This window comes from Curtobacterium sp. MCBA15_001 (assembly GCF_001864835.1).
Classification (GTDB): Bacteria; Actinomycetota; Actinomycetes; order Actinomycetales; family Microbacteriaceae; genus Curtobacterium.
In genome coordinates this window covers 26,755-41,560 of record NZ_MJGI01000002.1, presented here as the reverse complement: position 1 = coordinate 41,560, position 14,806 = coordinate 26,755, and the positions used below count along the sequence as shown (strand labels likewise).

15 protein-coding genes are annotated in these 14,806 nt (G+C 70.4%); 7 read left to right on the top strand and 8 right to left on the bottom strand.

Annotated elements, in window-relative coordinates; all coding sequences use genetic code 11:
• Window positions 1-85: 85 nt before the first annotated feature.
• Window positions 86-1,384: a citrate synthase gene (locus tag BIU90_RS00240; protein WP_083403568.1), complete on the top strand. Its 1,299-nt coding sequence runs from the start codon at window positions 86-88 to the stop codon at window positions 1,382-1,384.
• Between the two features lie 143 nt (window positions 1,385-1,527).
• Here the strand turns inward: BIU90_RS00240 and dapD are convergent, their stop codons facing one another.
• A complete protein-coding gene (dapD, locus tag BIU90_RS00235; RefSeq protein ID WP_071298236.1) occupies window positions 1,528-2,496 on the bottom strand; it encodes a 2,3,4,5-tetrahydropyridine-2,6-dicarboxylate N-succinyltransferase in 969 nt (322 codons plus the stop codon).
• 119 nt (window positions 2,497-2,615) lie between these two features.
• On the opposite strand from dapD, the gene dapE reads away from it, so the two are divergent.
• Entirely contained in the window at window positions 2,616-3,698 is a 1,083-nt protein-coding gene (gene dapE, locus BIU90_RS00230; RefSeq protein ID WP_071298235.1) for a succinyl-diaminopimelate desuccinylase, read from the top strand.
• Complete coding sequence (locus BIU90_RS00225; protein ID WP_083403557.1) at window positions 3,683-4,933, top strand: hypothetical protein; 1,251 nt, start codon at window positions 3,683-3,685, stop codon at window positions 4,931-4,933. The genes dapE and BIU90_RS00225 overlap by 16 nt, the downstream gene beginning before the upstream one ends.
• On the opposite strand, the gene BIU90_RS00220 is transcribed toward BIU90_RS00225, so the two are convergent.
• Window positions 4,912-6,087 (bottom strand): AI-2E family transporter, encoded by a 1,176-nt coding sequence (locus BIU90_RS00220; RefSeq protein ID WP_071298234.1) that lies wholly within the window; start codon window positions 6,085-6,087, stop codon window positions 4,912-4,914. The genes BIU90_RS00225 and BIU90_RS00220 overlap by 22 nt on opposite strands.
• Before the next feature lie 127 nt (window positions 6,088-6,214).
• Between BIU90_RS00220 and BIU90_RS00215 the strand changes: the two genes are divergently transcribed.
• Window positions 6,215-6,385 carry a DUF3117 domain-containing protein gene (locus BIU90_RS00215; protein WP_071298233.1) on the top strand — a complete coding sequence of 57 codons (171 nt, stop codon included), beginning with the start codon at window positions 6,215-6,217 and terminating at the stop codon, window positions 6,383-6,385.
• Window positions 6,386-6,476: 91 nt separating this feature from the next.
• On the top strand, window positions 6,477-7,184 hold the full coding sequence (locus BIU90_RS00210) for an ATP-binding cassette domain-containing protein (RefSeq protein WP_071298232.1): 708 nt from the start codon (window positions 6,477-6,479) through the stop codon (window positions 7,182-7,184).
• A gap of 50 nt (window positions 7,185-7,234) precedes the next feature.
• On the opposite strand, the gene BIU90_RS00205 is transcribed toward BIU90_RS00210, so the two are convergent.
• The gene (locus BIU90_RS00205; protein ID WP_071298231.1) at window positions 7,235-7,867 is read right to left on the bottom strand and encodes an O-methyltransferase; all 633 of its coding nucleotides are present in this window, start codon (window positions 7,865-7,867) and stop codon (window positions 7,235-7,237) included.
• 60 nt (window positions 7,868-7,927) lie between these two features.
• On the opposite strand from BIU90_RS00205, the gene BIU90_RS00200 reads away from it, so the two are divergent.
• A complete protein-coding gene (locus tag BIU90_RS00200; RefSeq protein WP_071298230.1) occupies window positions 7,928-8,302 on the top strand; it encodes a twin-arginine translocase TatA/TatE family subunit in 375 nt (124 codons plus the stop codon).
• Between the two features lie 156 nt (window positions 8,303-8,458).
• On the opposite strand, the gene BIU90_RS19125 is transcribed toward BIU90_RS00200, so the two are convergent.
• From BIU90_RS19125 to BIU90_RS00180, 4 genes are all read right to left on the bottom strand, one after another.
• Window positions 8,459-9,763, bottom strand: coding sequence for a carbohydrate-binding protein (locus BIU90_RS19125; RefSeq protein WP_217640877.1), 1,305 nt, complete (start codon window positions 9,761-9,763; stop codon window positions 8,459-8,461).
• A gap of 168 nt (window positions 9,764-9,931) precedes the next feature.
• Complete coding sequence (locus BIU90_RS00190) at window positions 9,932-11,098, bottom strand: Mrp/NBP35 family ATP-binding protein (RefSeq protein ID WP_071298229.1); 1,167 nt, start codon at window positions 11,096-11,098, stop codon at window positions 9,932-9,934.
• Window positions 11,091-11,633, bottom strand: coding sequence for a DUF1003 domain-containing protein (locus BIU90_RS00185; RefSeq protein WP_071298228.1), 543 nt, complete (start codon window positions 11,631-11,633; stop codon window positions 11,091-11,093). Before BIU90_RS00185 ends, BIU90_RS00190 begins: the two co-directional genes overlap by 8 nt.
• On the bottom strand, window positions 11,617-12,936 hold the full coding sequence (locus BIU90_RS00180; RefSeq protein ID WP_071298227.1) for a CBS domain-containing protein: 1,320 nt from the start codon (window positions 12,934-12,936) through the stop codon (window positions 11,617-11,619). The genes BIU90_RS00185 and BIU90_RS00180 overlap by 17 nt, the downstream gene beginning before the upstream one ends.
• An 80-nt stretch (window positions 12,937-13,016) precedes the next feature.
• On the opposite strand from BIU90_RS00180, the gene BIU90_RS00175 reads away from it, so the two are divergent.
• On the top strand, window positions 13,017-14,024 hold the full coding sequence (locus BIU90_RS00175) for a general stress protein (protein ID WP_071298226.1): 1,008 nt from the start codon (window positions 13,017-13,019) through the stop codon (window positions 14,022-14,024).
• 273 nt (window positions 14,025-14,297) lie between these two features.
• Here BIU90_RS00175 and BIU90_RS00170 read toward each other — a convergent pair whose 3' ends face one another.
• On the bottom strand, window positions 14,298-14,804 hold the full coding sequence (locus tag BIU90_RS00170; protein WP_368086263.1) for a GNAT family N-acetyltransferase: 507 nt from the start codon (window positions 14,802-14,804) through the stop codon (window positions 14,298-14,300).
• Window positions 14,805-14,806 lie beyond the last annotated feature (2 nt).

Sequence of the window (14,806 nt, the reverse complement as noted above, 5' to 3'; positions counted from 1 at the left end):
CAGACGGCACGATTAGGCTGGGGTGGTGACTGACACTGCCAACGACGTCCAGAAGACGGCCACACCCCCCACGACGCCCGTCCCCGTGAGTCCGGCTGCCGACCAGGCGACCGAGACCGCCACGCTGACGTACCCGGGCGGCAGTGCAGAGTTCCCGATCCTGCCGAGTGTCGACGGCGCGTCCACGGTGGACATCTCGACGTTCAAGAAGCAGACCGGGATGAACACCCTCGACTACGGCTTCGTGAACACCGGCTCGACCAAGAGCGCGATCACCTACATCGACGGCGACCAGGGCATCCTGCGCTACCGCGGGTACCCGATCGACCAGATCGCGTCGAACTGCACGTTCCTCGAGGTCGCCTGGCTGCTCATCTACGGCGAGCTGCCCACCGCCGCCGAGCTCGAGGGCTTCGACGCGCGCATCCGCCGCCACACCCTGCTGCACGAGGACCTGCGTCGGCTGTTCGACGCGCTCCCGCACTCGGCGCACCCGATGTCCGTGCTCTCCAGTGCCGTCAGCGCGCTGTCCACGTACTACGAGGACGACATGGACGTCGACGACCCGGAGAAGGTCGAGCTGCAGACCGTGCGGCTGCTCGCCAAGCTCCCCGTCATCGCCGCGTACGCGCACAAGAAGGCGATCGGCCAGGCGTTCCTGTACCCGGACAACTCGCTGTCGTTCGTCGACAACTTCCTGCGCCTGAACTTCGGCACCATGGCCGAGACCTACCAGCCGAACCCGGTGCTCTCGCGGGCGCTCGAGCGGCTGCTGATCCTGCACGAGGACCACGAGCAGAACGCCTCGACCGCCACGGTGCGTCTGGTCGGGTCGACCAAGGCGAACATGTTCGCGTCGATCTCGGCCGGCATCAACGCGCTGTACGGTCCGCTGCACGGCGGGGCGAACGAGGCCGTGCTCGAGATGCTCCAGCAGATCAAGGACTCGGGCGAGCCGGTGCAGCGCTTCGTCGAGCGGGTGAAGAACAAGGAGCGCGGCGTGAAGCTCATGGGCTTCGGGCACCGCGTCTACAAGAACTACGACCCCCGCGCCAAGCTCGTCAAGGAGTCCGCACACGAGGTCCTCGACGCGCTCGGTGTGCAGGACGACCTGCTCGACATCGCCATGGAGCTGGAGCAGATCGCGCTCGAGGACGAGTACTTCGTCAGCCGCAAGCTCTACCCGAACGTCGACTTCTACACGGGCATCATCTACAAGGCGATGGGCTTCCCACCGCGGATGTTCACCGTGCTGTTCGCGATCGGGCGGCTGCCGGGGTGGATCGCCCAGTGGCGCGAGCTCAACAACGACCCGCTCAACAAGATCGGGCGCCCGCAGCAGCTCTACGTGGGAGCGCCCGAGCGCGACCTCCCCGCACGCTGAAGCATCGCACCCGCTCACGCACATCGCGCCCCGTCCCGACGGGGCGCGATGTGCGTCCGGGGGTGCGGAGCGCGCGGACGGGAGGCGCGGGGCCGGCTGGCACCGCGCCTCCCGTCCGTCCGACCTGCGCCGGGCGCGACCGGCTACGCGTGCAGCGCGGTGTTGAGCTGGATGCCCTCGCCCTGGCGCTGCAGCGCCTCCACCGCGCCGGAGAGGCTGTTGCGACGGAACAGGACGTTCGGCGTGCCGGAGAGCTCCGCTGCCTTCACCGTCTTCGGGGTGCCGTCCGGGTTCGGGGCCGCCCCGACGAGCACGACCTTGGTGCCGGCGGTGACGTAGAGGCCCGCCTCGATGACGGAGTCGTCGCCGAGCGAGATGCCGAGGCCGGCATTCGCCCCGAGCAGCGCGCGGTCGCCGAGCGACACCCGGTGCGTGCCGCCGCCGGAGAGCGTGCCCATGATCGACGCCCCGCCGCCGATGTCGGTGCCGGCGCCGACGACGACGCCCTGCGAGACCCGGCCCTCGATCATCGCGTCGCCGAGGGTGCCCGCGTTGAAGTTCACGAATCCCTCGTGCATCACGGTGGTGCCGGGGGCCAGGTGCGCTCCGAGGCGGACCCGGTTGGCGTCGCCGATGCGGACACGGTCCGGCACGACGTAGTCGAGCAGGCGCGGGAACTTGTCCACCGCGTGCACCGCGATCCCGGCTCGCTGAAGGGACGGTCGCAGCCGCGTCAGGTCGGCCGGGAGGACCGGGCCGGCGTTCGTCCACGCGACGATCGGCAGGTGCGCGAAGACCCCGTCCAGGTTGACGGTGTTCGGCTGCACGAGCAGGTGGCTGAGCAGGTGGAGGCGCAGGTACGCGTCCGGCGTGCTCGCTGGCGCGGCGTCGATCTCGATCTCGACCGTGACGGCCTCGATGCGGACGGCACGGCGGGCGTCCTCGCCGAGGTGCTCCTGCAGGTCGATCGGGAACGACGCGTCGGCGGGCAGCGCACCGAGGTGGGTCTCCGGGAACCAGGTGTCGAGCTCGGTGCCGTCCGCGGCGATCGTCGCGAGGCCGTGGCCCCATGCGTGTGTGGGGCGGTCGGTGGTGGCGGAGGTGTCGGTCACCGCACCAGGGTACCGACGGGGTGGACCCGGCCACCCGTCCGGCCGGACGGGTGATGCCGACGCGCACCATGCCTCCCGGCCGGCAGCCGGTCGCAAGCGGCTGCCGATAAGGTGACCGCATGCCGGAGCAGCTCGACCTCACCGCCTCGTCCATCGACATCACCCGTGCCATCTGCGACATCGAGTCCGTGTCCGGCAACGAGCGGTCCCTCGCAGATGCGATCGAGGCGGTGCTCGCTCCGCTGCCGCACCTCGAGGTGGTCCGTGACGGGGACGCCATCGTGGCGCGCACGAACCTCGGCCGTGACCGTCGGGTGGTCATCGCCGGTCACATCGACACCGTGCCGTTGAACGACAACCTCCCGACCGAGTTCCGGACGGCGGAGGACGGCACCGAGGTCCTCTGGGGCCGCGGCACCGTCGACATGAAGGCGGGGTGCGCGGTGCAGCTCAAGCTGGCGTCCGAGCTGACCACGCCGAACGTCGACGTGACCTGGGTCTGGTACGACCACGAAGAGGTGTCCGACGCGCTGAACGGCCTCGGTCGTCTGGCCCGCACCCGACCCGAGCTGCTGGCCGGGGACTTCGCCATCCTCGGGGAGCCCTCCGGCGCGCAGATCGAGGGCGGCTGCAACGGCAACCTGCGTGCCGAGGTCCGGGCGTACGGCAAGCGCTCGCACAGCGCGCGGAGCTGGATCGGCGACAACGCGATCCACAAGGCTGCATCGATCCTGGCGACCCTGGCCGCGTACGAGCCGCGCACGGTCACCGTGGACGGACTCGAGTACCGCGAGGGCCTGAACGCCGTGGGGATCACCGGCGGGATCGCGGGGAACGTCATCCCCGACGAGGTGATGGTCCACGTGAACTACCGGTTCGCCCCGTCGCGCTCGGCTGACGAAGCCGTGGCCCACATCCGCGAGCTCTTCGACGGGTACCAGGTGGACATCGTCGACCTGGCCGCGGGCGCCCGACCCGGGTTGGACGCCCCACTCGCGCAGGACTTCGTCGCGGCCGTCGGGGGACCGGCACCCCGACCGAAGTACGGTTGGACGGACGTCGCCCGGTTCTCGGCGCTCGGCGTGCCCGCGGTCAACTACGGCCCCGGCGAGCCCGTGTTCGCGCACCACGACGACGAGCAGGTACCCGTGGCCCAGATCACCGCGGTCGAGGACGGTCTGCGTCGGTGGCTGACGGCCTGACGACCGGTTCGCTGCCCACGCACCGCCCGCACGCCCGGGCGGTGTGGTGGCGCGCTCGCTACCGCGTGGTGCCGTGGTGGCTGCGCATCACCGTCGTCTACGTGCTGGCCCGGATCGTCACCGGCGTGCTGATGACGGGTTTCGCGAGCATCCAGGCCGCGAACTCCTTCACGCTGCAGCACCCGAAGTACCTGTCGTTCGCGTCGATCTGGGACGGTGCCTGGTACCGGGTGATCGCCACGAGCGGCTACCCGTCGACGCTGCCGGTCGACACGGCGGGCCACGTGACCGAGAACGCGTGGGCGTTCATGCCGGCGTACCCGTTCCTCGTGCGCGGGCTGATGGTGCTGACCGGTGGGTCGTTCGAGCTGATGGCCGTCTCGGTCTCGCTGCTGACCGGCTGGGGGGCGGCGCTGGTGTTCCGCCGGTTGATGGGCCGCTTCCTCGACCCGGCGCGGGCGACGTTCGCCACGGTGCTGTTCTGCGTCGCGCCGGTGTCGGTCATGTTCCAGGTCGCGTACGCCGAGGCGATGGGGCTGTTCCTGCTGCTGGTGGCGCTGCTGCTGCTGGTCGAACGACGCTTCTGGACGATGCTGCCCGTCGTGCTGCTGCTCGGGATGACCCGACCGACCGGGCTCGCCTTCGCACTGCTCATGGTGCTGTTCATCGGGGTGTGGGTCATACGTCCGGCCTGGCTGCGCGAGCGTTCGGCCCCGTCGGTGCGGCAGCTCGTCCCGGCCGCCGTGGTGGCCGTCGTGTCGGGGGTGGTGGGGCTGGCGTGGCCGGCGATCGCGTGGGCCGTCACGGGGGTGCCGCGGGCGTACACCGACACGGAGCTCGCCTGGCGCTCGTCGTACATCGGGTGGAAGGAGCTGGTGCCGTTCACCCCCTGGGTCCAGGGCTTCGGCTGGTGGTTCCGGCAGCCGGCCGGCTCCGTCCTGCTGGTGCTGGTGCTGGTCGGCTTCGCGGCCTTCGTGCTGATGCCGCCCGCCCGTCGCATCGGGCTGGAGCTGCGACTCTGGTCGGTCGCGTACCTGGTGTACCTGCTCGCGGTGTTCTTCCCGCAGTCGAGCACCTGGCGGATCCTGCTGCCGATCGCCCCGCTGCTGGGCATCGTCGCGCTGCCGCGGTCACGGGTGTACCGCGTGTCCGTCGTCGTGCTGTGTGTCGTGCTGCAGTGGGTGTGGCTCTCCTGGTGCTGGTGGGTCGATGGCTACGACTGGACCCCGCCGTGATCGGCGCCGTCCGACGTGTCAGCGGACGTGCCGTCCGCCGCTGACCCGACCGACAGGTCCGCGTCGTCGGGCTTCCAGGCAGCGGCCGCGGTCACCATCGCGTTCACCGTGGCGATGAACGGCACGGCGAAGAACGCCCCGACGACGCCCGCGATGGTCGTGCCCGCGGTGACGCCGAGCACGACGCCGAGCGGGTGGACCTTGACGGCGCTGCCGGTCAGGAACGGGTGCAGCACGTGGCTCTCGAGCTGCTGCACCAGGAGCACGATGCCGAGCATGAACAGCGCGGCCACCCAGCCGTTGAACACCAGCGCGATGAGCACCGCGACCGAGCCGGCGACGATGGCGCCGACGACGGGGACGAACGCGCCGAGGAACACGATCACGCCGATCGGGATCGCCAACGGCACCTGCAGGATCAGCGCGCCGATGACGATGCCGAGCGCGTCCGTGACCGCGACGACGAGCTGCACGCGGATGAAGCTCGTCAGGGTGTGCCACCCGGCCGCACCAGCGACCTCGATGCGGGGCCGAGCGCGCCGCGGGAAGATCCGGACGACCCATCCCCAGATGCGCGGGCCGTCGATGAGCACGAAGATCGTCGTGAACACGACGATGAACAGGCCCTCGAGTGCGTGCACGAAGCCGCTGCCTGCCTCTTGGAACCCGGAGGCGATCGACGACGCGTGTGACTGCAGGTAGGACGTGCCGGTCGAGATCCAGTGGTTCACGTCCTTGACCGTGATGCCGAACGGTTCGCTGTCGAGCAGTGCCTGGAACGACGTCGCGGTCTTGTGCAGCCGCTGTTCGAGTGACGGCAGCTCGTACCGGATCTGCGCGGTGACGATCAGTGCGAAGACCGCGATGACGAGCACGACGACGATCAGGCTGGACAGCACCGCCAACCACTTCGGCCAGCCGTGCCGCCGCAGGAACGCCGACAGTGGCGCGAGGAGGGCGCAGAGCAGCAGGGCGATGAGGAACGGGATGACGATGTCCTGCAGCACGATGACGAGTGCCACGACCACGGCCAGGGCGGCACCCACGATGAGCAGCCGCCACGCGAACGCCGCACCCGTGCGGAGTCCGGCTGGGACGGCTTCGACGGCGCGGTCCGGCTCGCTCGGACGGCGCTTGGAGGGAATGATCGGCATGCACACAGCGTAGGAACGTGAGCCGCGAAAAGGTCGCGATCCGGACCCCACAACCTGGGCGGTTTCGCAGTTCACCCCTCCGTACGGGATAATGGCGTTGCATGTACTGCGCGAAAGGGGACATCTGATGGCAGCAATGAAGCCGAGGACCGGTGACGGGCCGATGGAGGCTGTCAAGGAGGGTCGACTCATCATCGTGCGGGTTCCGCTCGAAGGTGGAGGCCGCCTGGTCGTCTCGGTCAATGACGCCGAGGCTCAGGAACTCCACGACGCACTTGCCGAGGTCGTCTCGGCCTAGTTCGTCGAAGCACCACCACGCACCACCACGAACACCCCCGGATCCCACGTGGACCGGGGGTGTTCGTGCGTCGTTCTGGCACGATGAGCGGATGCAGCCGCTCCTGCCGGTCCGCCGAATCGGGGAACACCCGCTCGCGCCGATGCCGCGCGACGTCTGGCCGGCGACCCTGGCGCCGGTGCGGCAGCTGCTCGACGACGGGCTCCAGCTCGGCGCCGTGACGGTCCTGGTGGGCGACAACGGTGTCGGCAAGTCGACGCTGGTCGAGGGCCTCGCGCTGGCCTACGGGCTCAACGCCGAGGGCGGCACCGTGAACGCGAGGCACCAGACGCGGCGCTCGGAGTCCGTCCTCGGCGACCACCTGCAGCTCGAACGCGGTGCCGGTGCCTCGAAACGCGGGTTCTTCCTGCGTGCAGAGACCATGCACGGGCTGTTCACCTACCTGGAGTCCATCGGCGACGTCGCCGCGTACCACGAGCGCTCACACGGGGAGTCGTTCATCGACGTCGTCATCTCGCGCAGCAGCGTGCGCGGGCTGTGGCTGCTCGACGAGCCGGAGTCGGCGCTGTCCCTGCAAGGGTGCCTCGCGCTGATCGGCCTGCTGCGGGACCTCGTCGAGCGGGGGTCGCAGGTCGTGCTCTCGACGCACTCGCCGATCCTCGCCGCGATGCCCGGAGCGGACCTGTACGAGGTGGGCGAGTGGGGCATCCGCGCGTGCGCGTACGACGACCTCGACCTCGTCCGGAACTGGCGCGCGTTCCTGGACGCGCCGGACCGGTACCTGCGCCACCTGGACTGACGGCGGCGGAGCTGGCGGCGAAGCCACCTCGGCTGACATTGCGCCAGCTGCTACGCGGTGACCTTCGTCATCTGCAGGAGCCCGTCACCCGCCGGCGACAGCGCGCTGGTGACGGCGCCCGAGGTCGACACCTCGGTCAGCAGCAGCCGGAAGTCCGTCGTCGCCCGGTCACGTCGCACCGGATCCGCGACCCGGCCCCGCCACAGCGCGTGCGGCACCAGCACGGTCCCGCCCAGACGCGCCAGCCGCAGGCCGTGCTCGACGTACTCGATGACGTGCTCAGGATCCGCGTCGACCAGGACCACGTCGTACGAGGCTTCGTTCATGCGGGGGAGCACCTGGTTCGCCCGGCCCGGGATCAGCCGGATGCGCGACGGCGCGGTGCCGGCCGCGATGAAGGCGTCACGGGCGTACTGCTGGTGGTCGACCTCGACGTCGATCGTGGTGAGCGTGGCGTTCGGAGCACCGCCGAGCAGGTACAGCCCGGAGACGCCCAGGCCCGTCCCGATCTCGATGATCGCAGTGGCCCGCGACGCGGCCGCGATGACGCTCAACTGCGCGCCGATGGCGGGCGAGATGGCTTCCACGCCGAGCTCCAGCGAGTGCTCACGCGCTCGGGAGACCACCTCGGACTCGGAGACGATGTCCTCCGCGAACTTCCAGTTCGACTCTTTCTCTGACACGCACACTCCTCGGTGGACAACTCTAGGTGAGCGCGCGGCCCGACACGTTACGCTCGGTGCGTGTCCATCGACTTCAACAAGATCCTGATCATCGGGATCATCGCGGTGCTGCTGCTGGGACCGCAGCGCCTGCCGATGTACGCACAGAAGCTCGCCGAGTTCGTCAAGGCGATCCGCCGGTTCGCGGACACCGCCAAGGACCGCATGCGGGACGAGATGGGTCCCGACTTCGACGAGGTCGACTGGCAGAAGCTGGACCCGAGGCAGTACGACCCGCGCCGCATCATCCGCGATGCGCTCATCGACTCCGCCACCGGCGCGAACACGGCGGACGCCGTCGCACCGCAGGTGACGGCGAGCAAGGTGCGCGCGCCCGCACCGATCGTGCCGCTCGCGGCGGGGGAGTCCGCACCCTTCGACGGCGAAGCGACCTGACGCCCCCCACGTGACCCCGTGACGGACGGAAGGCCCGGTGCCAGCTGGCGCCGGGCCTCCCGTCTGAGCATGGTTGCGCCCACAACGCCCGCGATGGAAAGCGGAATCGCGCGTAGGGGGTCGGGAGAACCAACCACCTGCGCGCGATTCGACCCGCTACCGCAGGTCGGCCAGGAACCGGTCGGTCCAGGCCAGGGCCGCCGTCCCCGTGACGGAGCTGCACGTGGCGGACGCGGTGCTGGTCGGGGTGGCGCAGGAGGTGTCACGGTCGAGCGACCACATGTGCACTCCGGCCAGGCCGTGCGACTTCGCGTACGACGACACCGTGTCGGCGTCGGCGAGCGTGAAGACCTCGTCCGACGCGTCGTTGACACCGAGCATCGGCGTGACCTCGATCTTCGACGACGCGATGCCGTACGTGTGCTGCAGGTTGGTGACGGCCTGGATCGTCGACTGCCCCATCTCGCAGGTCGACCCGACGATGACGCAGTTCGCCGCGGTGGCCCGAGCGAAGTCCATCGTCATGAGGTTGACGGTGTAGTTGGTCAGGGTGGAGGCCTTGATCGCCTTCACGGTGACGTCACCGGTGCTGTTCAGCCCGCCGTACGAGCCGTCCGACGCCGCGAGGGTCGCCAGCGTGAACGAGAACCGCAGGCCCGGGTACTTCGTCTGTGCCAGGGCCGCGGCGTTGACCAGGTTCTGCACGTCGGCCGCGGACTGCCCGCTCTCGATGTCGAAGTCGACGCCGATCATGTGCGGGGACGCGTACCGCGCGATGAAGCTCTGCAGCGCCGTGCCGGAGCACTTGAACGATCCGGCTGCTCCACCGGTGCTGACGATGTAGTTCACCCCGGCGGCGTCGAGCTTCGGGATGTTGGCGCTCGCGAAGGCGTCGGCAGCGACCCCACCCCAGTTCTCGCTGCCGCAGGTGCCGGTGGCGAAGGCGAGGGTGATCGCCTTGAGGCCCGGTTCACGGGTGGACACCAGGCTGTTGCTGGAACCGACGACCGGGATGCGCGTACCCGTGACCGCGGTGTTCATCACGTTCGTGTTCCAGTCGAGGTTGACCGTGACGTCCTTGTACGGGCTGAAGACCAACCCGCTCGCCGTGCCGGTGCTCCCGTTGCCCGGCGTGGTCGTGCCCCCGCCCGTGCCGGTCCCGCCCCCGCCCGGTGTGGTGGTGCCGCCCGTGCACGCGCCGTTCGACGTCCACGGGGCGCCGCTGCCCGTCGCGCCGCTGTGGGTCGCGGGGTCGTCGCCCTGTGTCCACCAGTTGGCGGTGTAGTTCGTCCCGTTCTCGCTCACGGTGGCGCCGCCGGTGTAGGCGGTGCCGGACGACCATGCGGTCGCGCACGTGGTGGCGGCCTGTGCTGCGCCGGGAGCGGCGACGATCGCGCCTCCGACGATGGCTGCGGCGACGGCGCCGACGGCACCGATCCGGATCCTGGTGTTCCTGGTCACGCGGTTCTCCTGTTCCTCGCTCGGCTCCGTTGCCGAGAGGGTGGAACTCCTGCGCCTGATTCCGCAGGAGCATTGCGTAATGCTCTTGCATAATTGCCCCGGGCACCGATCGAGCACCATGAGGAGACGCACAGGAAGGCGCCTACCGGATGGGTGGACCGTGCCGGGTCAGGTGGTGGACAGGCCGAGCTTGCGGCCGGCCAGGCCGCGCCCCATCGTGCTGATCCGGTCCGCGATGCCGGCGAGCGCCTGCGCCGCGGGATCGATCGGGTCGCCGACGACGATCGGGACGCCGGTGTCGCCACCTTCGCGGAGCGCGACGGACAACGGCACGCTGCCGAGGACCGGCACCGCCACGTCCTGCCCGCGGGAGAGCCGCCGGGCGGTCTCGTCGCCGCCGCCCTCGCCGAACAGGTGCAGCACGGAGCCGTCCGGCTGGACCAGGCCGGACATCGTCTCGACGACGCCGATCACCCGCTGCCCGGTCTGTCGGGCGACGACCCCGCTGCGTTCGGCGACCTCGGCCGCGGCTGCCTGCGGGGTGGTGACGACCAGGACCTCGGCGTGGGGGAGCAGCTGCCCGACCGAGATCGCCACGTCGCCGGTGCCGGGCGGCATGTCGAGCAACAGCACGTCGAGGTCGCCGAACCACACGTCGGACAGGAACTGGTTCACGGTGCGGTGGAGCATCGGCCCGCGCCAGGACACCGCGGTGCTGGGGTCGTCGACGAACATGCCGATCGAGATGACCTTCACGTCGTGAGCGACCGGCGGCAGGATCATCTGGTCGACCCGGGTCGGGCGGGGCGCGACGCCCTGCTCGTCCGTCAGGCCCATCAGCCCCGGGACGCTGAAGCCGTGCACGTCGACGTCCACGATCCCGACGCGCAGGCCCTTCCGCGCCATGGCGACGGCGAGGTTGACGGTGACGGTGGACTTGCCGACGCCGCCCTTGCCGCTCGTCACCGCGATGACGCGGGTCAGCGAGTCCGGGGTGAACTGGACACCCTGGGGTCGGCCCGCTCGCAGTCGGTCGGTCAGGGCCTTCCGCACCGCGGGGTCCATCACGGACACGTCGACGTCGACGGTGGCGACCCCGGCGACCGAGCCAGCGGCGACGCGGACGTCGCGCTCGATCGTGTCGGCGGCCGGGCACCCGACGATCGTGAGCTGCAGGTCGACGCGCACCGCGCCTCCTGGCTGGACGTCGACGCCACGGATCATGTCGAGCTCGGTGACGGGCCGACGGATCTCGGGGTCGATGACGCGGCCGAGCGCAGCGAGCACCGCGGTGCCCAGCTGTTCGGTGTCGAGACCCGGTGTGGCGTCAGCCACGGATGTCCGCGCGACGCTCCGGGTCGCCGTCGTCGATGGCGTCGCGCCGGTCGAGCTCCTCGAGCAGCGAGCGCAGCTCGGCGCGGATGAAGTCCTTCGACGCCATGTCGCGCATGGCCAGGCGCAGGGCCACGACCTCGCGTGCCAGGTACTCGGTGTCGGCGAGGTTCCGTTCCGCGCGCTGCCGGTCCTGCTCGAACTGCACCCGGTCACGGTCGTCCTGCCGGTTCTGCGCGAGCAGGATCAGCGGCGCCGCGTACGAGGCCTGCAGCGACAGCACCAGGGTCAGGGCCGTGAAGCCGATCGCGGCGGAGTCGAACTGCAACGCCTTGGGCAGGAGCGTGTTCCACCCCATCCAGACCGCGCAGAACAGCGTGAGCCCGATGAGGAACCAGGGCGTGCCCATGGCGCGTGCGATGCCTTCGGTGGCGCGGCCGAACGCGTCACCGCTGCCGTTGCGACGGCGGGTCGGCAGGACGCTCGTGCGCATGCCCTTGGGGGAGTCCAGCCGGGTGGTCTCATCCGTTCGTGCCACGGGTGGTCCTCCTTCCCGTGGTCGTCACGGGGGTCCTGCGAGCTCGGGAGCGGGGGCGTGGGGAGTCGTCGTCACCCTGACTCCGCCAGTCGTCGGGCAGGACGTGGTCGAGCACGTCGTCGATCGTCACCACCCCGACCAGGCGGTGGGCGTCGTCGACCACGGGCACGGACACCAGGTTGTAGGTCGCCATCACGCGCGTGACCTCGGCGGCACTCGCGTCGACCCGGACCGGTTCGGTCTGCTGGTCGATGAGCGTGCCGAGGCGTTCGTTCGGCGGGTAGCGGAGCATGCGTTGGAAGTGCACCAGCCCGAGGAACCGGCCGGTCGGCGGCTCGTAGGGCGGCAGCGTGACGCAGACGCTCGCGCCGAGGGCCGGCGCGAGTTCGTGGCGACGGATCAGCGCCAGGCCCTCGGCGACGGTGGCGTCGGCGGAGACGATCACGGGCTCGGTCGTCATGAGCCCGCCCGCGGTGTCCGGCTCGTACTCGAGCAGCATGCGGACGTCCTGCGCCTCTTCCGGCTCCATGAGCTGCAGGAGCGCCTCGCTCCGTTCGTCGGAGAGCTCGGCGAGCAGGTCGGCGGCGTCGTCGGGCTGCATCTGGTCGAGGACGTCGGCGGCGCGGGCGTCCTCGAGCGAGGACAGGATCTCGACGCGTTCGGTGTCGGGCATCTCCTCGAGCACGTCGGCGAGCCGGTCGTCGGGGAGTTCCTCGGCGACCTCGAGCCGACGCTCGACGGGCAGGTCGAGCAGCGTCGAGGCCAGGTCGGCCGGCACCAGGTCCGAGTACGCCGCGATGACGTGTTCGGCGGACTGCGACTCACCGGGGAGCTCGTCCTCGGTGACCTCGTTCCACGTGGCGAACGTCGTCGGGCCCTTGCCGAACGGCGACGGCGTCGTCTTGGGCTTGCGGAGGAAGAGCTGTGCGACCTCCCAGTCGCCCTGCCCGCGGTCCTCGATCGCGATGTCCTCGATCGTGGCGCGGATGCGGTCCCGGGTGATGAGGACCTTGCGCCCGAGCATCTCCGCGATGACCCGGACCTCGCCGCCGCGCTGCTCGAACCGCCGCATGTTGACCAGCCCGGTCGTGATGACCTGGCCGGCGCCGATCGAGGTGATCCGACCGATGCTGACGAAGATGCGCCGTTTGCCGGGGACCTCGACGATCAACCCCACGACGTGCGGGGGATCGGCCCGTCGGTAGACGACGAGGACGTCCCGGACCCTGCCGACGCGATCGCCAGCGGGGTCGAAGACGGAGCACCCGGCGAGGCGGGCGACGAATACCTTCGTGGCGCTCACCAGGCCAGCGTAGCCGGTCGCCCGGTCGGTTCCCTGGCGGCTCTCGAACGATTGCAAGGGGAACGGTGGATGATGACTGTGTGAGCACTCAGAGCCCCTTCCGCGGTCGTACGGCGCAGGTCTTCCCCACGCTGCCCCGCGGCGACGTCCTCGGCACCTTCGACAGCTACCCGGAAGCGCAGGCGGTGGTCGCCAAGCTCGCCGAGTCCGACTTCCCGGTGAACAAGCTCTCGATCGTCGGCAACGACCTGAAGACCGTCGAGCGTGTCACCGGAAAGATGACCTACGGCCGCGCCGCCATCGCGGGCGCCCTGTCCGGTCTCTGGCTCGGCATCTTCTTCGGCATCGTCCTGACGCTGTTCTCCCCGACCGCCGGCGGCCTGATCCTGGCCGCCGCGATCATCGGTGCGGCGTTCGGCATGCTGTACGGCATCGTCTCGTTCGCGATCACCAAGCGGCAGCGGGACTTCACGAGCGTGCACCAGGTGCTCGCCACGAACTACCAGATCATCGTCGACCCGCAGCTCGTCGGACAGGCGCAGCGGATCCTCGGCCAGTCCGGTGCCACCCCGCACGCGGCGTGGAACCACGGCCAGCAGCAGCCGTACCAGGGGCAGCAGCAGCCGTACCAGGGCCAGCAGCAGCAGCCGTGGCGTCCGGGTCCCGGTCCGTCGGGGCACGCGGGTCCGCAGCAGGGCTCGCCGTACGGCGGCCACTCGACCCCGCACCAGCAGGGCGCGCAGCCAGGAGGCCCGGGGTACGCCCGTCCGTCGGCTCCCGGTCCCGAGTCCACCGGTGGCCAGCCGCGGTACGGCACGAACGACGGGCCCCGCTACGGCACGAACGACGGGCCCCGCTACGGCGAGGTCGTGCAGCCGGGCCAGCAGGCGCCGACGCAGTCCGCGCCCGTGCAGCCTGCGCCCCACCAGTCCGGCCCGGTCGCGCCGCGCGCTGACGAGGCCCCGCGCTACGGCGAGCGGGTCGCCGGAGCTACGCCGCCGGCCCCGACGTCGTCCGATGCTCCGGCATCGTCATCGTCCTCGTCCGACGCTCCCGCGAAGGGCACCGACGAGTCGCAGTCGCGCTGACGCGTCGGGCGGGCGTCGTCTCCTCGCCGAGGTCGCACGACTCGCCGCTCACGTCCGTCGGGGTCGCACGTCGTCTCTCCGTCGAGGTCGCACGACTCGCTGCTCACGTCCGTCGAAGTCGCTCGATCCGCCGCCCAGCAGCTCGGCAGGCGGCACTTCGAGCGACTTCGACGAGCGGTACGCGGCAGGTCGTGCGACCTCGGACGGGCGCGGAGACGGGCGCGGAGAGGACCGCGCGACCGCGCGACCGCGCGTACGGTGCTCGACGTCGCGCTACAGGACCTTGGAGTAGCAGGCGGACAGGGGCGCGCCGGCGTAGGGGCCGAAGTTCGCGATGCGGGTGAACCCCTCGCGCTCGTAGAACCGGATGGCGCGGGTCTGCGCCGGGCCCGTCTCGAGCACGAGCGCCGGTGACCCGAGGTCGAGCGCTGCCTCTTCCAGCCGACGCAGGATCTCCGTCGCGACACCGGCACCCCGGGACTCACGACGGACGTACATCCGCTTGATCTCGGTGATGCCGTCCTCGACGATGCGCAGACCGCCGCAACCGAGGGGCGTGCCGTCCTGGTCCCGCGCGACGAAGAACACCGCGATGGAGTCCGCCGTGGGCTTCTCGCCGGGTTCGGTGTCGCCGCCGTAGGTGCTGTCGATCTCGATGCGCTGGGCAGCACGCAGCCGCATCGCATCCGGTGAGTCGAAGTGCTCGACGTCGATGACGATGCTGCGCGGCTCGGTCTGCTGCGTGTCCGTGTGCTGCGCAGCGGCGTCGGGTGTGCTCACCC